A 20,796-nucleotide genomic window follows, 5' to 3' on the forward strand; every position below is an offset into this window, starting at 1 on the left:
GCAGACCTTTCGCGGAGTACCTGTCGGGTGACAGGTAGTGCGACCAGTGTTCTGCGCTGCTGTGTCGTCCCCGTTGCCCGGCTGTTTCGGTCTCGTGTCGCAGGTCGTCGGCATGTAAACGTTGCGCGACGGCGACGACGGACGGGAGGCCCGTGGCGGATCCGCCACGGGCCTCCCGTTTCGTCATGTGGTCGCGTGAACGAGGGCGGGTCAGTCGGTCGTGCCCTCGAGCGCGTCGAGCGCCGCGACGTCCTCGGCCGACAGCGCGAAGTCCACGTCCGCGTTCGCGGCGATGCGCGACGGCGTGGTCGACTTCGGCAGCGGCAGCACGTCCTGCTCGAGCAGGTAGCGGATCGCGACCTGGGCGACGCTCTTGTCGTACTTCGCCGCGATCTCGGCGATCTGCTCGTTGTCGAGCAGTCCGCCGGTGGCGAGCGGCGAGTACCCCTCGGTGAGGATGTCGTGCTCGCGGTCGAACGCGGTGGTCTCGGCCTGCGTGTTCCCGATGAACCAGCGGATCTGGTTGGCGTGCGGGACGACGTCGGTGCGGCCGAGCAGGTCCTCGAGGTCGGCGACGGCGAAGTTCGAGACACCGATGCTCTTCGTGCGTCCGGCGTCGTACAGCTCCTCGAACACCTTCCACACCTCGACGTTGCCGTCCCGGTGGTCGGAGCCCATGTCGCTCCAGGGCCACGGCGCGTGGATCAGGTACAGGTCGACGTGACCGAGGTCGAGGTTGCGGCTGGACTCCTCGAAGGCCTCGCGGGCACCGGACGCGGTCTTCACCTCGGCCGGCAGCTTCGTGGTGACGAAGAGCTCGTCGCGCGGGATGCCGCTGTCGCGGACGGCCTCGCCGACGCTGGCCTCGTTGCCGTAGGCCAGGGCGGTGTCGATGTGTCGGTAGCCGGCGTCGAGCGCGGCCTTCGTGGCGTCGTAGGCGTCGGCGCCGGACGGGATCTGCCAGGTGCCGAAGCCGATCTTCGGGATGTGCAGGCCGTTGGACAGGGTGAACGTGTCGATGAGAGCGGGCATGGACCGGACAGTACGCCGCGCGGACGGACGCGACCGGACGGGGGACGCGGCACCGCGCCTCCCGTCCGGACGGCGGTGCGTCAGCGACGCGGCCGGATCCGGAGCGTCACCACCTGGAACGGGCGCAGGCCGAGCGCGACCGTCCCACCACCGTCCCAGGCGAAGTGCCGGGCGGACCGCGGTGCGTCGTCGATCGGGCGCTCGCGGAGGTCGACCTGCTCGACGGACGCGGCGTCGATCCGCAGCGCCAGCACGGTGTCGGTCCGGGCGCCGAGCGCCTCGTACAGCCGGACGACCACGTCGCCCGAGCGGTCGTCGGCGAGCTTGACCGACTCGACCCGCACGCCGGACGACGAGGACACGGCCGGTGCCGTCAGCGTGGTCGTCGCGGCCGTCTCGCCGGACACCGCGCGGAGCGGCAGGTTCTCTTCGTACCCGCTCGCGACGACGTCGTCGAGGTCCGCGCCGGGGTGCACGGCGTACGAGAAGGTGTGGTGGCCGAGGTCCTGTTCCGGGTCCGGGGACTGCGCCCCACGCACCAGGCTGAGCCGGACCTCGGTCTCGACCTCGCCGGTCGACCCGATCCGCCTGGTGACGTCGTGGCCGTAGGTGCCAGCGTTCGTGACCCCGATGCCGTAGCCCGGCTCCTCGACGTGCACCCAGCGGTGGGCCATGACCTCGAAGCGGGCGTCGTCCCACGAGGTGTTCGTGTGCGTCGGCCGACGGAGGTGCCCGAACTGGATCTCGGCGCTGTGGTGCTGAGCGTGCACGACGAACGGCAGCGAGGCCTTCAGCAGCTTCTCGCGCTCCTGCCACTCGACCTCGACGCCGAGGTGCACCCGCACGTCGTCGGCGTGCACCGCGATCGTCTGCACGAGCTCGGAGGCGCCGAAGCGCCGGCGGACCCGGACGGTCGCGCGGAGGTCGCCGTCGGCGACGAGCTCGACGGACTCGGCGCCGCGGAGCTCGACCACCGAGTGCCGGTAGTGCGCGTCGATGTCCCACGCGTCCCAGGCGTTCGGCAGGTCCTCGTGCAGGTGCAGCAGGTTCGCGCTGCGGTCCGCCGGCACGAGTTCCCGGTCGTTCGCCAGGTCGCGGATGGAGTCGACGAGCCCGTCGTGGTCGACGTGGACGCGGACACGGCCGTTGTCGAGGACCGTGCCGCCGGCGTCCGTCGTCGCTCGGACGGGGTTCGTCGGTGCCACGACGGTGAGCGGGGAGAGCGCGTGCGCCCGTGCCTCGACGACGCCGATCGGCGTGCCGTCGTCGTCGACGACGAGCTCGTGTCGGTCGTGGTCAGCGGCGTTCGCGACCACACCGGTCGCACCGAGGTGCGTGAGCGCGCGGGCGATGAGCTGTTCGATCTCGGCGTGGTTCCGCCGGTAGCTCTCCTCGTTCTCCTCGTGCACCCAGCGGATGGAGGAGCCGGGCAGGATGTCGTGGAACTGCTGCAGCAGCGTCGCCTGCCAGAGCTCGTCGAGGCACGCGTACGGGTACTCGGCGCCCTGCAGCGCCGCTGCCGTCCACCACAGCTCGGCCTCGCGGAGCAGGTGCTCGGCCCTGCGGTTGCCGCGCTTCTCGCGGGCGTGCGACGTGAACGTGCCGCGGTGCAGCTCGAGGTACAGCTCGCCGACCCAGACAGGGGCGTCCTGGTACTCGTCGCGCGCCCGGGCGAAGAAGTCGTCCGGGTGCTCGATCTCGACGCGGGGCGAGCCCTCGAGCGACTCGACCCGGCGCTGCCGCTCCATCATCTCGCGGATCGGACCGCCGCCGCCGTCGCCGTAGCCGAACGGCACGAGCGACGTCGTCGCGGCGCCCTTCTCGCGGAACTGCCGGACGGCGTGGTGCAGTTCCTCGCCCTCGAGCGTCGAGTTGTAGGTGTCGATCGGCGGGAAGTGCGTGAAGATCCGGGAGCCGTCGATGCCCTCCCACCAGAACGTGTGGTGCGGGAACGTGTTCGTCTGGTTCCAGGACAGCTTCTGCGTGAGGAACCAGTCGAGGCCGGCGAGCTTCGCGATCTGCGGGAACGCTGCGGTGTAGCCGAACGAGTCCGGCAGCCAGATGCCGTGGGTGTCGGCGCCGAGCTCGTCGGCGAAGAACCGGAGGCCCTGCGTGATCTGCCGGACCATGGCCTCGCCGCCGGGCAGGTTGCCGTCCGGCTCGATCCACTGCGAGCCGACGACGATCCACTGTCCGCGGGCGATCGCGGCCTTGATCCCCTCGAACACCGCCGGGTAGCGCTCCTTGACCCACGCGTACTGCTGCGCGCTCGACGCGGCGAACCGGAGGTCGGGGTACTGCTCGGCCAGGGCGAGCACGTTCGAGAACGTCCGACCGGTCTTGCGCTTCGTCTCGCGGATCGGCCAGAGCCAGGCGCTGTCGATGTGCGCGTGGCCGATGCCGCTCAGCCGGTGCGCGGACGGGTTCGCCGGGCTGGCGAGGGCCCCGGCGAGCTCGGCGCGGGCCGCGGCGGCGGTGCCGACGATGTCGTCGAGCGCCAGGACGTCCATCGCGCGTTCGAGGTCGCGGAGCACCTCGTGTCGACGCGGGTCGGTCTCCGGCAGCTCCTTGACCATCTGGAACAGCACTTCGACGTCGAAGCGCAGGGCCCAGACCTCGGGTTCGAACACCGCGAGCTCGGCGGTCCGGAACGTGTAGATCGGGGTCTCGGGCGCGGTCCGCTTCGAGCCGTACGCCGTCGGGACGAACTCGTTGACGAGGATGTCCGGGTTCGCGGCCGCCTCGAGGAACAGGTGGACCTGCTCGCCACCGTCGGCCTGGTCGGCGATGCGCAGGTAGTGGTTGCGCGGGTGGATGCCCTTGACCGGGGTGCCGTCCGGGGTGTGCAGGAGCCCCTCGGCCTGGTTGCCGGGCCAGTCGCCCTGGAACCCCGGGTCGACGAGGAGCTCGACGGTCCGGCCGGCCCACTCGGCGGGGACGGTGCCGGTGACCTCGAACCACCAGGTCGACCAGGCCCGACCCCACTGGTCGCCGACCGTGAAGGGACGGTACTCGGCCGCCAGCGCCTCGGCGGCGGGCACGGGCTCGTCCGGCACCTGCCAGGCGGCGAGGGTGACCGGGGTGCGTGCCTGGTACACGGCGGGGACGATGCGCTCGTTCAGGACGCGCTCGATGCGCGCCTCGACGAGCTTCTGGTTCTGGTGCATGGCTGTGCTTTCGGGACGGGCCGGCCGGCGGCGGCAGCGCTGTGCGCCGTCGGCCGGGAGGCGCGGGTCAGGACAGGTAGGCGAGGTGCGGGAACGAGGACCGTGCGTCGTCGAGCAGCGCACGGGCGACGCGGACGGAGTCGACGAGCGGGTGGTGCGCGAGGGCGCGGAGCGCCGCGGCCCGGTCGGCGTGCAGTGCCGCCTGGATCGTCTGTCGTTCGACGTACTTGACCGCGGTGACCGTCCCGAGCCCGAAGTCGGGCACCCGGGCGCCGGGGATCGGGTGTGCACCGGTCGCGTCGACGATGCACGGGATCTCCACCACGGCGTCGTCGTCCACCCCGGCGAGGGCACCGGCGTTCCGGACGTTCAGGATGAGCCGCGCGCGCTGGTCGTACGCGATGCCCCGCATCAGTGCCAGCGCGACGTCCTCGTAGCCGCCGGAGGTCATGTCCTCGACGTCCCGCTCTCCCATGCCGACCGAGTCGCGGTTCGTCGCCATGTACGTCGACTCACGCTCGTGCCGGCACTCCTGCCAGGTGTGGAACGGACGGGTGCTCGAGGCGGCGTCCACCCAGAACCGGTCCTGCTGCTCGACGAGGTAGCGCGCCCGGGTGTGCGGCGCGTACTGGTCGGCCTGCAGGACGTCGCGCCGGTAGGCGTAGTAGTGCAGGTACTCGTTCGGCAGGGCACCGAGGGCCTGGATCCACTCCGCCCCGAAGAGCTTGCCCTCCTCGAAGGACTCGATCCGGTCCGCGTCGGCGAGGACCTCCGGGAGCCGGTCCACGCCGTCCACGCGGACCGCGGTGAGCCATCCGAGGTGGTTCAGGCCGGCGTACTCGAGTTCGACGTCCGGGCCGTGCTGGATGCCGAGGGTGCCGAGTGCCCGACGTGCGAGCCCGATGGGGGAGTCGCAGATGCCGATGACCCGCTCGCCGAGCACCGTCGACATGGCCTCGGTCACGACACCGGCCGGGTTCGTGAAGTTGATCACCCACGCGTCGGGGGCGAGTCGCTTGATCGTGTGCGCCAACGCCATCACGGTGGGCAGCGTGCGGAGGGCGTAGGAGATGCCGCCGAAACCGACGGTCTCCTGCCCGATGACGCCGTGCGACTGCCCGATGCGCTCGTCGGTCGCGCGGCCCTCCATCCCGGCGACCCGGATCGCGGAGAACACGAAGTCGGCCCCGGGCAGGGCTTCCTCGACGTCGGTGTGCACGCTGATCGCCGGCGCGTCCGCGACGCCCTCGGCCTGGTCGGCGAGGATCCGCGCCATCGTGCGCAGCCGGTCGACGTCGACGTCGACGAGCGCGACCTGGGTGACCCGCCCGTCGGCGTGGTCGCGGAGCAGTGCGGAGTACACGAGCGGTGTGCGGAAGCCGCCACCGCCGATCATGACGAGCTTCATGCGACGAGGACCTCCACGCCGTGGGCTGCGAACGCCGCGGCGACCGGGACCGGCGGTTCGGCGTCGGTGACGACCCGCACGATCGATGACGGCAGGTCGATCCGCGCAGCCCCGGTGCCGGGGAACTTGCTGCTGTCGGCGAGGACGGTGACCTCGTCGCACGCGGTGGCGATCGCCTGCTTAATGGGGACCTGCGCGATCGTGGTGTCGCGGAGGTCGCCGCTCGCCGAGATCCCGCTGACGCCGAGGAAGGCGTGGTCGGCGCGGATGAGCCGGAGCGAGTCGGTGGTCAGGTGGCCCGAGACGCAGTGGTACACCGCGTCGTAGTCGCCGGGCAGGAGGACGAGGTGGACCTCGGGGTCGTCCTTGAGGACCTCGAACACGGCCATGTTCGCCGTGATGACGGTCACCGGACGCCCGCGCAGCAGGGTCGCGAGCTGCAGCACCGTGGTGCCGATGTCGAGCACGACGGTGTGGCCGTCCTCGACGAGGTCGGCCGCCGCGGTCGCGATGCGGAGCTTCTCGTCGCGGTGCACCGTCTCCACCTCGGGGAAGGGGGCATCGCCCTCGTGTCCGTCGGCGAGCACCGCACCGCCACGGGTGCGGCGCAGCAGACCGGCGTCGTCGAGGCGCTGCAGGTCGCGGCGGATCGTCGCGACGCTCGATCCGGTGGCCTCGGCGAGGTCGGTCACCGAGGCCGCGCGGTCAGCACGGAGGCGATCGAGGATGGCGAGATCACGGATGTCCTTCATACCGATCAGCATAGCGATCAAATTCGATCAACATGCAAACCTTTTCAAACAAAAAGATGCGCGATGTCGATCGATCTGTGTTACAACTTCCTCACACGCCGACCGATGGAGGCAGCGATGGACGACCGACCGACACCGAGCACCGATGCTGACGTGCTCGTCGCCGGGATGCTGTTCTTCGACGCCGTGTTCGCCGACCTGCCGCACGGTCCGGTGCTCGGCCAGGAGCACTGGACGCCCCACTTCGCGTGGACGCCCGGCGGCATCGCCAACTTCGCCATCGCCGCGGCCCGTCTCGGCGCGTCCACCGACGTCGCAGCCGCTGTCGGCGACGACGAGCTCAGCGGCCTCTGCCGTGCCGCGCTCGCCCGCGAAGGCATCGGCACCGCCCTGCTCGCCCGCATCCCGGGGTGGTCGATCCCGGTGAGCGCGTGCCTCGGCTACGACGGGGACCGGGCGATCGTGACGGGCGGAACCGAGTCGCCCGTCGCCCTCCCGGACATCCTCCCGGCGACCGGCGGTCGTGTCGCGGCGCTGCACGTCGACGAGTCCACCGCGGAGTGGGTGCGCACGAGCGCCGACCGGGGGCAGCGGGTGTTCGCCGACGTCGGGTGGGACGCGTCCGGCGCCTGGGACCCCGCGGTGCTCGACGCGATCGACGGTGCCCACGCGTTCACCCCGAACGACCGCGAGGCCATGGCGTACACACGGACCGACGACCCTGTCCGCGCTGCGCGGCTCCTCGCCGAGCGCGTCCCGCTCAGCGTCGTCACGTGCGGCGCGGACGGCGTGGTCGCCGTCGACTCGGCCTCAGGCGACGAGGTCGTCGTCCCCGGCGTGCGCGTCCGGGCGGTCGACGCGACCGGCGCCGGCGACGTGTTCTGTGCCGCGCTCGCCGTCGCCTCCCTCGAGGACCGACCGCTCCGGGAACGCGTCGACCTCGCGGCGCTCGTCGCCGCGATCACGGTCTCCCGACCCGGCGGGGCGTCCACCGCTCCGCGGCGGGACGAACTCCTGCCGTGGCTCGCCGCCAACCCGACCGCGGCCCAACCGCGCCGGTACGACTTCCTCCCCACGTTCCTCCAGGCCGCCACCGCCGGTCCGGCGGATCCCAGACCCTGACGTCCCACCGCACCACTTCCCCGATCGCCACCCGAACCCAGGAGAACCCATGCGCACCCCCACGAAGCGTCGCCGCACCGCCGCGGTCCTCGCCACCGCGGTCGCCGCGGCACTCGTCCTCACCGGCTGCTCCGCCGGATCGTCCGCGTCCGACGGCAAGCTCACCGCCTGGCTGTGGCCCGGCGCACTCGGCGACTCGGTCGTCTCGAGCGCGAAGAAGGAGTTCGCCTCGGACAAGCTGCAGGTCAACGTCATCGGTGGCGACTTCAAGCAGAAGCTGGTGACGACCTTCACCGGCAAGACGAACGTCCCCTCGATCACGGGCGTCAAGGGCGAGGACATGCCGTACTTCCTGCAGCAGTCCAGCCTCTTCACGGACCTGAAGTCGCTGGTGCCCGCGTCCTACCTCGCCCAGTTCCCGAAGTGGAAGCTCGCCGAGGCCACGACGTCGGACGGCAAGCTCATCGGCATCCCGACGGACATCGGTCCGTCCGCCCTGTTCTACCGCGAGGACGTGCTGGCCGAGGCCGGCCTGCCGAGCGAGCCCGCCGCGGTCGCGGACGCCACGAGCACCTGGGACAAGTACTTCGCGTTCGGCAAGGAGCTGAAGGCCAAGACGGGTGCGTCCCTCGAGGTCTCCGCTGGTGACGTCTTCAGCTGGTCGATGGCGCAGGCCGACAGCGGCTTCGTGAGCAAGACCGGCAAGTTCCTGGGCGACGACAGCACGGTCAAGCAGGCGTGGGAGCGCGCGGTGACGGCGGAGCGGGCCGGCATCGTCGCGAACATCGAGGACGGCAGCCCCGACTGGGCATCGGCCGTCAACCAGGGCAAGCTCCCCACCGTCATCGGCGCTGCGTGGCACGCCGGCGACATCAAGAGCGCCGCACCGGACACGTCCGGCAAGTGGCGAGTCACCGCGACCCCCGGCGGCCCCGGCAACGCCGGTGGGTCGTTCCTCACGATCCCCGCGGCGACGTCCGACAAGAAGGCCGCCCTCAAGGTGATCGAGGCCCTGGTCGCACCGTCGGCGCAGGCCACGACGTACAGTCAGGTCGGCAACTTCCCCTCGTCGTCGAAGGCGCTCGACGAGTCGGCGCTCACCAAGGGCGACGCGTTCTTCGGTGGACAGGACACCGTCTCGGTCTTCCAGAAGTCCATCGAGTCGATGCCGACGAGGTACACCAGCCCCTACGACGCACAGGTGTCCGCCCCGTACCTGACGGAACTGACGAACGTCCAGACCGGCAAGGACCCCGACAAGGCCTGGTCCGACGCCGTGCAGGCCGCGAAGTCGGCGTTGGAATCGGCGAAGTGACCGCCTCCGTCGCACCGTCGCTGGCGGGGCCGGGTCGAGCGACCCGGCCCCGCCGGCGGGGCATCCGCCGCACCTGGCCGATGTACCTCGCGGTCGCCCCGTTCTTCATCCTGTTCCTCGTCTTCGGGCTCTACCCGACGATGTACTCGCTCGTCCTCTCCTTCCAGGACTGGAACGGGCTCGGCGACCCGACGTGGGTCGGTCTCGAGAACTTCCAGAAGCTCTTCACCGACCCGACCTTCTACCTGTCGATCCGGAACACGTTCGTCATCTTCGCGCTGTCGACGTTCCCGATGCTCGTCATCGCGATCGTCATCGCGGCGATGCTGAACAGCGCCGTCCGGTACAGCACGGCCTTCCGGATCGCCTACTTCATCCCGAACATCACCTCGGTGGTTGCGATGGCGGTGCTGTTCGGGTCGATCTTCGGCCAGAACTTCGGTCTCGCGAACACGCTCCTGCACGCGATCGGTCTGCCGGCGGTGCCGTGGCTGAGCACCCCGTTCGGCATCCAGGTCACGGTCTCCCTGCTCATCACGTACCAGTGGACCGGCTACAACGCGATCATCTTCCTCGCCGGCATGCAGTCCATCGGCGGCGAGGTCTACGAGGCCGCGAAGATCGACGGCGCCGGCGCCTTCCGCAGCTTCTTCTCGATCACGCTGCCGCTGCTGCGCCCCACGGTCATCTTCGTGCTCGTCGTCAGCACGATCACCGGCCTGCAGAGCTTCACCGAGGCCCAGGTGCTCACCACCACCGCCGGTTCGACGAACAGCGGCGGGGCCGGTCAGGGCGGCCTGACGATGGTCCTGTACTTCTACCAGCAGGCCTTCGGGTTCAACCGCTTCGGCTACGGGGCGGCGATCGCCTGGGGCGTGTTCCTCATCGTCGTCGTGTTCACGATCATCAGCTGGCGCTTCACCGCCGGCCGGAAAGAGGAGGCACGCGCGTGAGTGTCCTGACCCGTCCGACCACTGCCGCCCCGACCCGGAGCGCGACCGTCACCCGTCGCCGCCGCAAGGGTCCCGGTGCTCCGCGCGTCGTGCTCTACACGCTGCTCACGATCGGCGCGGTCATCTCGATCTTCCCGCTCTACTGGCTGTTCGTCATGGCGAGCAACACCACCAGCGACATCTACAAGTCGCCGCCGGTGTTCGTGCCGGGGCCCTGGTTGTTCCAGAACATCGGCGAGGTCTTCGACAAGATCGACTTCGGCGGTGCCCTGCTCAACACCGTCATCGTGTCGGTGAGCGTCACCGTCCTGGTGCTCTTCTTCGACTCGCTCGCCGCGTTCACCTTCGCGAAGTTCGACTTCCCGCTCCGGAAGACCCTCTTCACGGTCGTGCTCGTGACCTTCATGCTCCCGATGCAGCTGTCGATCATCCCGCAGTTCATCACCATGACGAACCTCGGCTGGGTCGGTCACCTGCAGGCCCTGATCGTGCCGGCCGCCGCGAACGCCTTCGGCATCTTCTGGCTCCGGCAGTACATCCTGTCGAGCATCCCGGACGAACTCATGGACGCCGCCGTGATCGACGGCGCCGGGTTCTTCCGGCAGTGGTGGACGGTCTGCATCCCGCTCATCCGTCCGGGTCTCGGGTTCCTCGGGATCTTCACGTTCATCGGCTCGTGGAACGACTACCTCTGGCCGCTCATCGTGCTGAACGACCCGAACCACCTGACCCTGCAGGTCGCGATGGCCCAGCTCAACACGACCTTCGCGAACAACTACAGCATGGTGATGGCCGGTGCGCTGCTGTCCGTGCTCCCGCTCCTGGTCGTCTTCCTCATCGGCGCCCGCCAGTTCATCGGCGACATCGCCAAGGGCGCGATCAAGTGACGGCACCGGGCGCGGTCGGACCCCTCGGGACCACCGACCCCGGGTCCCGGACACGCCTGGCGCCGCGCGCGCGGGTGCGGTCGGACGCCCGGACGCTCTCGCTCGACGGGACCTGGCGGTTCCGGCTGCACGACCGGGTGCCGCGCGACGAGGTCGACGGCGTCCCGCCGTTCGCGCGCGGGGACGCACACGCCGACGCGCACGCGGCGTCCGACTGGACCGACCTGCCGGTCCCCTCGCACTGGGCCCTGCACGGGCACGGATCGCCCTGGTACACGAACATCCGGTACCCGTTCCCGGTCGACCCGCCGCACGTGCCGGACGCGAACCCCACCGGCGACCACCTCCGGACGTTCGAGCTGCCGGAGTGGTGGCCCGTCGACGGGCGGACCGTCCTGCGGCTGGACGGCGCCGAGTCGCTCGCACGGGTGTGGGTGAACGGAGCCGCCGTCGGCTGGTCGACGGGCAGTCGGCTGGCCGTCGAGTACGACGTCACCGACCACCTCCGCCCCGGCACGAACACCGTCGCGCTGCGCGTGGTGCAGTGGTCGCAGGGCAGCTACCTCGAGGACCAGGACCAGTGGTGGCTCCCAGGGGTCTTCCGGTCGGTCACCCTCGAGCACCGGCCGCTCCACGGCCTCGACGACGTCTTCGTGGTCGCCGACCGCGACCCGTCGACGGGTCGCGGCACGCTCGTCGTCGAGACGGCCACCACCGCCCCGGAGGTCACCGTCCGCCTCGCCGAGGTCGGCCTGGAGGCGCGGGTCGACCCCGCCACGCCGGCCCGGCTGGACGTCGGTCCGGTCGACCCCTGGTCGGCGGAGACACCCCGGCTCTACGACCTGGTCGTGGCCACCCGGACCGAGACGGTCCGCCTGCGCGTCGGGTTCCGTCGGGTCGAGGTCGTCGGCGACCGACTGCTCGCGAACGGCGCGCCCCTGGTGTTCCACGGGGTGAACCGGCACGAGACGCACCCGGACCTCGGTCGCGTCTTCGACGAGGCGGTGGTCCGCGCCGACCTGTCGCTCATGAAGCAGCACGGCGTGCAGGCCATCCGCACCGCGCACCAGCCGCCGCACCCGCGCTTCCTCGAGCTCGCCGACGAGTACGGCTTCTGGGTGGTGCTCGAGTGCGACCTCGAGACACACGGCTTCTGGGAGGTCGACTGGGTCGGCAACCCCTCGGCGGACCCCGCGTGGCGGGACGCCTACCTCGACCGCGTCCGGCGGACGGTGGAACGGGACAAGAACCACCCGTGCGTCGTCATGTGGTCGCTCGGCAACGAGTCCGGCACGGGCGCCAACCTCGCCGCGATGGCGGAGTGGATCCGCCGCCGGGACCCGTCGCGACCGATCCACTACGAGGGCGACACCGAGGGCGCGTACACGGACGTGTACTCACGGATGTACCCGACGCTCGAGGAGATCGACTCGGTGTGCGGGACCGTCACGATGCCCGTGCACGAGGTCGGTCCCGCTGCCGGAGCGCGGCAGCGCGCCAAGCCCTTCGTGCTGTGCGAGTACGGGCACGCGATGGGCAACGGACCGGGGGCGCTCGCCGACTACCAGGACCGCTTCGACCGCTGGCCGCGGCTGCACGGCGGCTTCGTCTGGGAGTGGCGGGACCACGGGATCCGGACGCGGACCCCGGACGGCGTCGAGTACTTCGGTCACGGCGGCGACTTCGGCGAACCCGTGCACGACGGTGTCTTCGTGATGGACGGGCTCGTGCTGTCCGACGGGACGGCGACCCCGGCGCTCGCGGACCTCGCGGCGCTCTGGGCCCCGGTGCGGTTCACCCGCGAGGGCTCGTCGCTCACCGTCCGCAACGTCCGCCGTCACGCCGACACGGCGGACCTCGCCGTGCACTGGGAGCTCGCGGTCGACGGACGGGTGGTCGACGGCGGCACGCTGGACGTGCCGACGGTCCTGCCCGGCCACGAGGCCACCGTGGCCCTGCCGAGCGACGCGATCGCCCCCCGGCGCGGCCGCGAGGCGCACCTCACCTTCCGCGCGGTCCTCCGGCACGACACGGTGTGGGCCGGTCGCGGGCACGTGCTGGCACGGCAACAGCTCGCCGTCGCGGCCCTGCCGCCCGTGGCCGGCCCGTCCGGCGGATCCACCCGGCCGGTCGGTGCCGTCTTCGACGACGACGGGACGCTCCGCGCGTGGTCGGGGATCCCGATCCGGGCGATCGAGCCGGAACTGTGGCGCGCCCCGACGGAGAACGACCGGGCCGCGGGGCAGGGGTCGTACGAGACGACGTGGCCGGAGCTCAGCGCGGGGCGGGGCGACGAATCCGTCCCGCCGTCGGCCGACCGTTGGCGGGAACGGGGACTCGACCGGCTCACCCACCGTGTCACGGCGCTCGAGCACGACGGCGACACCCTCGTGCAACGCGTCCGGTCGATGCCGGCGGGCAGCGCGTCCGGCATCGACTCCGAGTTCCGGTGGACGGGCGACGGGGACGACCTCCGCCTGCGGTGGAGCGTCACCCCGACTGGAGCGTGGGACTGCACCTGGCCGCGGATCGGTCTGCACCTCGAGCTCGACGCCGACCTCGCCGACCGGGTGTCGTGGTGGGGGACCGGGCCGCACGAGTCCTACCCGGACGCACGGAACGGTGCCGTGGTCGGCCGCTTCGAGCGATCCGTCGACGACCTCGTGGTGCGGTACGCCCGGCCGCAGGAGACCGGCCACCGACCCGGGCTACGTGAACTCGCGGTCGGGCCGCTCGTCGTCGTCGCCCACGAGCGCGCCGGGGCGGACCTGCCGGGGTTCCAGCTCGCACGGCACAGCGCCCAGCAGTGGGACGCCGCCGAGCACCCGCACGAGCTCCCCGTGTCCGACCTGCTGCACCTGTACCTCGACGCGGCGCAGCACGGCCTGGGGTCCCGAGCGTGCGGTCCGGACGTGCTGCCCCGCCACGCCCTGTGGCCCCGGCAGGTCGCGCTCGAACTCGTCCTGCGCGCCACGCCCGGCCGTTCGCCGGATCCCGCGCTCCGCTGAGGACGGTGCGCGGACGTCGCCGAGATCGCCTACCATTCGAACACACGTTCGAACCAGGAGGTCGAGGATGATGCTCACGCACGAGGTCGCCACGGTGTGGTGGGAGCAGGGCGTGCCGGACCGGATGGTGTGGCGGGAGCGCCGCTGGCGGGTGTCCGACACCCCGACGCGCCTGACGGCGACGGCGGAGTACCTGCCGTCGGCGATGACGCACGCGCCGGAGCGCACGGTCGGGTGGCGGTTCCAGGCGAGCTCGGGTGACGAGGCCGTGGTGGTCGACATCGCCCCCGACGGCGACGGCTGGGTGGTCGCGCGGACCTGGCGCTGACGGTCGTCTACGCGCTGCCGCGCCAGACCACCTCGGTCGGCAGGACGAACCCGCGCGGGGTGTCGTCCGTCCCGGCGATCTGCTCGAGGACCTGCTGGGCCGCGTGCTCGCCGAGGGTGCGGGCCGGCTGCCGCACGGTCGAGAGCGGCGGGTCGCAGCGGAGCGCCCACGCGCTGTCGTCGAAGCCCACCACGCCGACGTCGCCCGGCACGGACCGGCCGGCCCGCTGCAGGACGTCCATCGCCCCGGCGGCGACGGCGTCGGACGCAGCGAACACCCCGTCGACGTCCGGTGCCCGCTCGAGGAGCTCACGCATGCCCTCGACGCCGGCGGTGTAGCTGAAGAGCGGGTTCCGCGCGACCAGTCCGGGGTCGAAGCGGTCGCCGAGCGCGGCGGTGAACCCGGCGAGGCGGTCCTGGCCGGAGTCGCGGTCGAGCCCCGACGCGAGCATGCCGATGCGTCGCCGGCCGGTGTCGACGAGTCGCCGGGTGATCGCCTCGGCCGCGGAGCGGTTGTCGATGCCGATCCACGAGGTGTTCGGCGCGTCGGACGGGTGCCCGACGAAGCACGCCGGCAGTCCGATCTGCTCGATGGCGCGCGTCACCGGGTCGCCGTCGCGGGCGGAGAGCACGATCGCACCGTCGACGAAGCCGCCGCGCAGGTACTCGACGACGCGTTCGTTGTCGCGGGCGGAGTCGACCATGATCGTCACGAGCTGCTGGTCGGCCTCGGACAGTACGGCGTTCGTGCCGATGAGGATGTTGCCGATGTTCGGGTCGTCGAGCACCTGGACGCTCGGTTCGTGCACGATGAGCGCCACGGCGCCCGATCGTCGGGTGACGAGGCTGCGGGCCGCGGCACTGCGGACGTAGCCGACCCGGCGGACGGCGTCCTGGACGGCTTCGCGGGCCTTCGGCGACACGTACGGTTCGTCGTTGAGGACGCGGGAGACGGTGCCGCGGGAGAGTCCGGCCTCGTCCGCGACGTCCTGGATCGTGGCGCGGGAGCGGGCGGACCGGACGTCGGACATGCGGCAACGATAGCGGCTCGCCGCCCGCGGATCGGCGGCCGACGGGCGTCGAACCACGATCGCGACGTCGAACCGGGCGTCGACGCTGGTTCGACGTCGGAAGCCTGGTTCGACGCGGTCGTGTTGACACGGACCGGATTCTGTTGTTCACTCTGGGAGCGCTCCCAGAACCATCCCGCCCCGATCGGCTGGTGCGGACTGGGAGCGCTCCCAGAACATGGGTGACCTTCGCCGTCGAAGGGGTCGTTCGCGACCGGGACGGTGCAGCGCCGCCCCGATCAGCGAGGACCCGACGTGACCACCACCACCCAGCCGACCGTCGCCACCGGCGCGCTCGGGCTCGGCTCGACCGGCCTGGCGTTCGGGTGCGACTACAACCCCGAGCAGTGGGACCCCGAGGTCTGGGTCGAGGACGTCCGGCTCATGCGCGAGGCCGGCGTGAACCTCGTCGCGATCAACGTCTTCGGCTGGTCGCACGTCGAGCCGCGCCGGGGCGAGTACGACTTCGCCGCGCTCGACCGCGTCATCGACCTGCTGCACGGCGCCGGGATCGGCGTCGACCTCGGCACCGGGACGGCCTCGACCCCGCCGTGGCTCACCACCGCCCACCCCGAGGTCCTGCCGGTCGTGGCCGACGGGACGACCCGCTGGCCCGGCGGACGCCAGGCGTTCTGCCCGAGTTCCCCGGTCTACCGCGAGCACGCCCTCGCCCTCGTCCGCGCCACCGCCGAGCGCTACGGCGACCACCCCGCGGTCCGGCTCTGGCACGTCTCGAACGAGCTCGGCTGCCACAACGCGCACTGCTACTGCGACGTCTCCGCCGAGGCCTTCCGCGGCTGGCTCCGGAACCGGTACGGCACCGTCGAGGAGCTGAACGCCGCCTGGGGCACGTCCTTCTGGAGCCAGCGCTACTCCGCGTGGGACCAGGTCCTGCCGCCGCGGGCGACGCTGTCCTTCACGAACCCCGGCCAGACGCTCGACTTCGACCGGTTCTCGTCCGACGAGCTGCTCGCGCACCACCGCGCCGAGGCCGAGGTCCTGCGCGGCCTGAGCGACAAGCCCGTCACGACGAACTTCATGGTCGCGGCGCACATCACGGCGCTCGACTACTGGTCGTGGACCGCGGACATGGACGTCATCGCGAACGACCACTACCTCGACCACCGACTGCCCCGACCGCACGTCGAGCTCGCGTTCGCCGCGGACACCACCCGCGGGCTCGCCGGCGGAGCGCCCTGGCTGCTCATGGAGCACTCGACGGGCGCCGTGAACTGGCAGCCGTACAACGTCGCGAAGGCGCCGGGGGAGATGCTCCGGAACACCGTGGCGCACATCGCCCGTGGGGCCGACGGCGTCTGCTTCTTCCAGTGGCGCGCGTCGGTGCAGGGCAGCGAGAAGTTCCACTCCGCACTCCTGCCGCACGCGGGCACCGACTCCCGCACCTGGCGCGACGTCGTGGACCTCGGCGCCCTCGTCGAGCGGCTCGGCGAGCTCCGCGGGTCCCGCGTCGTCGCCGACGTGGCGCTCGTCTTCAGCTGGGAGAACCAGTGGGCGGCCGACCTGGAGGCGCACCCCAGCACCGCGCTCCGCTACCTCGAGCAGGTCCACGCGTTCCACGCCGCGCTGTGGGACCTCGGCGTGACCGTCGACGTCGTGGCACCCGGCGCGTCCCTCGATGGCTACGCCGTCGTCCTCGTGCCGGAGCTGTACATGGTGCGTGACGAGCACGCCGCGGTCGTCGCGGACCACGTCGCCCGCGGTGGGCACGCGGTCGTCACCTTCTTCAGCGGGATCGTCGACGAGCGCGACCGTGTCCGGACCGGCGGCTACCCCGGTGCGTTCCGCGACCTGCTCGGCGTGCGCGTGGACGAGTTCCTCCCGCTCGGCGCCGGCCAGACCCTCGCGCTCACCGACGGCACCCGGGCGCACACCTGGTCCGAGCCGGTCTCGTTGCACGGTGCCGAGCCTGTCACGGCCTACGCCGAGGGGCCGCTCGCCGGGTCGCCCGCCGTGACCCGCAACGCGCACGGCGCGGGCAGCGCCTGGTACGTGTCGACCGTCCTCGAGGACGCCGCGCGCACCGAGCTGCTCCGCCGGGTCCTCGCCGAGGCCGGTGTCGCACCGGACCCCGCCGCCCGACCCGGCCTCGAGGTCGTCCGCCGCCTGGACGACCAGCACGAGTGGGTGTTCCTGCTCAACCACTCCGACCAGCCCGTCGAGCACCACGAGGCGGGCCACGAGCTCGTCGCCGACCGCCCCGTCGCCGGCACCACGACCATCGCCCCCGGTGGCACCCAGATCATCCGCACGGACAGGAAGCGTTCATGACCACCACAGCCCAGCGACCCCGGGTCGCCCGACGTCCACGCGGCGGGGGCTTCCGGTACCGCCGCGCCATCGCGGTCTTCGTCACGCCGTTCGCGGTGCTCTTCACCGCGTTCTACCTCGTCCCGATCCTCTACGCGGTGTGGCAGTCGCTGCAGAAGATCGAGCGCCAGGGCACGTTCGGCGCCCCCACGCAGGTGTTCGGTGGACTGAGCCAGTACGTGCTCGTGTTCCAGAACAGCGAGTTCTGGGGCTCGGTCCTGCGTGTCCTGCTCTTCGGCGTTGTCCAGGTGCCGGTGATGCTCGCCCTCGCCCTGGTGTTCGCACTCCTGCTCGACTCGCCGCTGCTGCGCGGGAAGCGGTTCTTCCGCCTGGCGTTCTTCGCGCCGTACGCCGTGCCCGGTGTCATCGCCGCGATCATGTGGGGCTACCTCTACGCGCCGAACCTCTCGCCCTTCTCGGCCGTCACGTCGAAGGTCGACCTCCTCGGTTCCGGGACCGTCCTCTGGGCCGTCGCGAACGTGGTCACCTGGGTCTACGTCGGCTACAACATGCTCATCATCTACTCGTCGCTCCTCGCGATCCCGACCGAGATCTACGAGGCGGCGAAGCTCGACGGGGCGTCCCAGTTCCGGATCGCCTGGTCGATCAAGATCCCGATGGTGGTCCCGGCGATCGTGCTCACCGCGGTCTTCTCGGTCATCGGCACCCTGCAGCTCCTCACCGAGCCGACCGTGTTCCGCCAGTTCACCTCGACGATCTCGTCGACCTTCACGCCGAACATGCTCGTCTACTCGACCTCGTCGGTGCCCAACTTCAACCTCGCCGCCGCGTTCTCCGTGGTCCTCGCGGTCGCGACGTTCGTCCTGTCGATCGGGTTCCTCCGACTGACCCAGCGGAAGGGTGACCAGTGACCGTCAACGCACCGAGCCGACGCGACGCCGTGCGGAACGCCGGCCGACCGCTCGAGCCGAACCGCGCCTCCAGGCCCCTGCAGCCCGGCGCACGCGGGCCGCGCGAGAGCGTCATCTCGCGGAGCACCGCGATGCTCGTCATGGGCGTCTTCACGATCTACTTCCTGCTGCCGATCTTCTGGCTGTTCGTCTCGTCGACCAAGACGACCGCGAACTTCAACACCACGTTCTCGCTGTGGTTCAGCGCGTCGTCGGTGCAGGACTTCATCACGAACCTCGGCGACCTGTTCACCCGGCAGGACGGCGTCTACGTGCGCTGGATGCTCAACAGCATCGCCTACGCCGGGGTGGCCGGGCTCATCGGGACCGTCCTGTCGGCGATGTGCGGCTACGCCCTGGCGAAGTACCGGTTCCGCGGACGCGAGGTGCTCTTCAACGTGTTCCTCGGCGGCGTCCTCGTGCCGGCGACCGCGCTGGCCCTGCCGCTGTTCCTCATCTTCAGCCAGGTCGACCTGACGGACACGTTCTGGTCGGTGTTCCTGCCGAGCATCGTCAGCCCGTTCGGCGTCTACCTGTCGCGGCTGTTCGCAGCGTCGAGCGTGCCCGACGAGATCATCGAGGCCGCCCGCATCGACGGCTCCGGCGAGGTCCGGACGTTCTTCACCGTGGCCGTCCGGCTCATGTCGCCGGCGCTCGTGACGATCTTCCTGTTCCAGTTCGTCGCGATCTGGAACAACTTCTTCCTGCCGCTCGTGATGCTCCGCGACTCGTCGCTGTTCCCCGTCACCCTCGGCCTCTACACGTGGAACTCGAGCGTGAACCAGTACCCGGACCTCCGCACCCTCGTGCTCATCGGGTCGTTCGTCTCGATCATCCCGCTCCTCGTCGCCTTCCTCTCCCTGCAGCGCTTCTGGCGGTCCGGCCTCGGCGCCGGCGGCCTGAAGTAGCCCGCCCGCGCGCGGCCGCCCGGCCCGGGCGGCCGCCCGGCCGACCGGCCCGCCCCCGACCAGCGCCACCGACCCCACTCACATCCCGAACGGAAACAGCATGAAGACAACGAAGTTCCTCAGCGTCGCCGCCGTCGCGGTCGCCGCGACCGTCGCCCTCGCGGGCTGCAGCACCGGTGGCAGCGGCTCGGGTGGCGGTTCCGACACCGCCGCCGCGAGCTGCAAGCCGTCGAGCGGCAAGGTCACCCTCGACTTCACCACCTGGGTGCCGAACATGGACAAGGTCGTGGACATCTGGAACAAGGCCCACCCGGACATCCAGGTGAAGGTCTCGATCGTCGCGAACGGCAACAGCGGCACGTACCAGAACTTCTTCAACCAGCTCAAGGCCAAGCAGGCTCCGGACATCGGGCAGGTCGAGTACGACACGCTGCCGGCCTTCCGCGTGCAGGGCGGCCTCGAGGACATCGGTGCGTGCTCCGGCATCAGCGCCGCGAAGAAGGACTTCTCGGACGGCCTGTGGAACCAGGTCACGTTCGGCGAGTCGAAGTCGGTCTACGCCGTGCCGCAGGACTCCGGTCCGATGGCGCTGTACTACCGCAAGGACCTCTTCGACAAGGCCGGGCTCGACGTCCCGAAGACCTGGGAGGAGTACGCCCAGGACGCCGTGAAGATCAAGGCGATGGGCGGCAACATCACGAACTTCGCCAAGGGTGACGTCAACCAGTTCGCCGGGCTCGTCTCGCAGGCCGGCGGCCAGTGGTTCTCCAACTCCGGCTCGGACTGGACGGTGAACCTGACCGACAGCGCGTCGAAGAAGGTCGCGGACTACTGGCAGGACCTCATCGACAAGAAGCTCGTGAACACCCTGCCGAGCTTCACCGACCAGTGGAACAGCGCCTACGACAAGGGCCAGGACTGGACCTGGGTCTCGGCCGTCTGGGGTGCGAACACCATCTCGAGCGGTGCACCGTCGACCTCGGGCAAGTGGGCCGTCGCGCCGATGCCGCAGTGGTCCGAGGGTGACTCGAAGTCGGCCGCATGGGGCGGTTCGTCGAACGTCGTCTTCGCGGGCAGCAAGCACCCGGCCGAGGCGTCGGAGTTCCTCGTCTGGCTGAACACCTCGAAGGAGGCGCTCGCCGCGCTGAACAAGGAGGCGAACCTCTACCCCGCGTCGTCCACCGGCGCCGAGCTCCCCGCCCTCACCGAGGGGCTGCCGTTCTACGGCAACCAGAAGATCTACGAGGAGTTCGCGACCGCGGCGAAGGACATCCAGCCCTTCACCTGGGGTCCGACGATGACGCAGACCTACTCGGACGTGTCGGACGGCTTCGGCCAGGCGGCCTCCGGGCAGGGGACCCTCCTCGACGCGCTCGAGTCGGGGCAGTCCAAGACGGTCGCGGCGCTCAAGGCGCAGTCGATCCCGGTCAAGGAGTGATGCCGGCGGTCTGATGCGCCCACGCGCACGACGACGGACGGGAGGCGGGGGGGCCCCGGGGGCCCCCCCCCCCCGGGGGGGGGGGGGGGGGGGTTGGGGGGGGGGTGGGGGGGGGTTGGGGGGGGTGGGGGGGGGGGGGGGGTTGGAGCGAGATAACAGGGGGGGGGTGG

15 protein-coding genes are annotated in these 20,796 nt (G+C 71.0%); 10 read left to right on the top strand and 5 right to left on the bottom strand.

The annotated features are described in order from the left end of the window. Positions 1-210: 210 nt before the first annotated feature. The 4 genes from ACIQUC_RS15500 to ACIQUC_RS15515 all read right to left on the bottom strand — a co-directional run bounded on the left by ACIQUC_RS15500 (position 211) and on the right by ACIQUC_RS15515 (position 6,359). Complete coding sequence (locus tag ACIQUC_RS15500) at positions 211-1,032, bottom strand: aldo/keto reductase (protein WP_402268676.1); 822 nt, start codon at positions 1,030-1,032, stop codon at positions 211-213. Between the two features lie 80 nt (positions 1,033-1,112). Beyond that, positions 1,113-4,199, bottom strand: a complete 3,087-nt coding sequence (locus tag ACIQUC_RS15505) for an alpha-mannosidase (RefSeq protein ID WP_402268679.1) — start codon at positions 4,197-4,199, stop codon at positions 1,113-1,115. 67 nt (positions 4,200-4,266) lie between these two features. Beyond that, positions 4,267-5,607, bottom strand: coding sequence for a 6-phospho-beta-glucosidase (locus ACIQUC_RS15510; RefSeq protein WP_402268682.1), 1,341 nt, complete (start codon positions 5,605-5,607; stop codon positions 4,267-4,269). Continuing rightward, the gene (locus ACIQUC_RS15515) at positions 5,604-6,359 is read right to left on the bottom strand and encodes a DeoR/GlpR family DNA-binding transcription regulator (protein ID WP_031261630.1); all 756 of its coding nucleotides are present in this window, start codon (positions 6,357-6,359) and stop codon (positions 5,604-5,606) included. Before ACIQUC_RS15515 ends, ACIQUC_RS15510 begins: the two co-directional genes overlap by 4 nt. Before the next feature lie 63 nt (positions 6,360-6,422). Between ACIQUC_RS15515 and ACIQUC_RS15520 the strand changes: the two genes are divergently transcribed. The 6 genes from ACIQUC_RS15520 to ACIQUC_RS15545 all read left to right on the top strand — a co-directional run bounded on the left by ACIQUC_RS15520 (position 6,423) and on the right by ACIQUC_RS15545 (position 13,972). After that, positions 6,423-7,481 (top strand): carbohydrate kinase family protein, encoded by a 1,059-nt coding sequence (locus ACIQUC_RS15520; RefSeq protein WP_402268685.1) that lies wholly within the window; start codon positions 6,423-6,425, stop codon positions 7,479-7,481. Positions 7,482-7,530: 49 nt separating this feature from the next. After that, a complete protein-coding gene (locus ACIQUC_RS15525; protein WP_402268687.1) occupies positions 7,531-8,796 on the top strand; it encodes an ABC transporter substrate-binding protein in 1,266 nt (421 codons plus the stop codon). Beyond that, positions 8,793-9,749 (top strand): carbohydrate ABC transporter permease, encoded by a 957-nt coding sequence (locus tag ACIQUC_RS15530; RefSeq protein ID WP_022906096.1) that lies wholly within the window; start codon positions 8,793-8,795, stop codon positions 9,747-9,749. The genes ACIQUC_RS15525 and ACIQUC_RS15530 overlap by 4 nt, the downstream gene beginning before the upstream one ends. After that, a complete protein-coding gene (locus ACIQUC_RS15535) occupies positions 9,746-10,636 on the top strand; it encodes a carbohydrate ABC transporter permease (protein ID WP_402268690.1) in 891 nt (296 codons plus the stop codon). The genes ACIQUC_RS15530 and ACIQUC_RS15535 overlap by 4 nt, the downstream gene beginning before the upstream one ends. Next, positions 10,633-13,644: a glycoside hydrolase family 2 TIM barrel-domain containing protein gene (locus ACIQUC_RS15540; RefSeq protein WP_402268693.1), complete on the top strand. Its 3,012-nt coding sequence runs from the start codon at positions 10,633-10,635 to the stop codon at positions 13,642-13,644. Before ACIQUC_RS15535 ends, ACIQUC_RS15540 begins: the two co-directional genes overlap by 4 nt. Positions 13,645-13,711: 67 nt before the next feature. After that, positions 13,712-13,972, top strand: a complete 261-nt coding sequence (locus tag ACIQUC_RS15545) for a hypothetical protein (protein WP_402268696.1) — start codon at positions 13,712-13,714, stop codon at positions 13,970-13,972. 7 nt (positions 13,973-13,979) lie between these two features. Here ACIQUC_RS15545 and ACIQUC_RS15550 read toward each other — a convergent pair whose 3' ends face one another. Further along, positions 13,980-15,002: a LacI family DNA-binding transcriptional regulator gene (locus tag ACIQUC_RS15550; protein ID WP_402268699.1), complete on the bottom strand. Its 1,023-nt coding sequence runs from the start codon at positions 15,000-15,002 to the stop codon at positions 13,980-13,982. A 294-nt stretch (positions 15,003-15,296) separates the two neighbouring features. Between ACIQUC_RS15550 and ACIQUC_RS15555 the strand changes: the two genes are divergently transcribed. From ACIQUC_RS15555 to ACIQUC_RS15570, 4 genes are all read left to right on the top strand, one after another. Then, positions 15,297-17,330, top strand: coding sequence for a beta-galactosidase (locus ACIQUC_RS15555; protein ID WP_402268701.1), 2,034 nt, complete (start codon positions 15,297-15,299; stop codon positions 17,328-17,330). After that, complete coding sequence (locus ACIQUC_RS15560; protein ID WP_022906102.1) at positions 17,327-18,241, top strand: carbohydrate ABC transporter permease; 915 nt, start codon at positions 17,327-17,329, stop codon at positions 18,239-18,241. Before ACIQUC_RS15555 ends, ACIQUC_RS15560 begins: the two co-directional genes overlap by 4 nt. Next, entirely contained in the window at positions 18,238-19,188 is a 951-nt protein-coding gene (locus ACIQUC_RS15565) for a carbohydrate ABC transporter permease (RefSeq protein ID WP_402268704.1), read from the top strand. The genes ACIQUC_RS15560 and ACIQUC_RS15565 overlap by 4 nt, the downstream gene beginning before the upstream one ends. A gap of 100 nt (positions 19,189-19,288) precedes the next feature. Further along, complete coding sequence (locus ACIQUC_RS15570) at positions 19,289-20,626, top strand: ABC transporter substrate-binding protein (protein ID WP_402268707.1); 1,338 nt, start codon at positions 19,289-19,291, stop codon at positions 20,624-20,626. The last annotated feature ends 170 nt before the right edge of the window (positions 20,627-20,796 follow it).

Source organism: Curtobacterium sp. NPDC098951 (assembly GCF_044759965.1).
Classification (GTDB): Bacteria; Actinomycetota; Actinomycetes; order Actinomycetales; family Microbacteriaceae; genus Curtobacterium.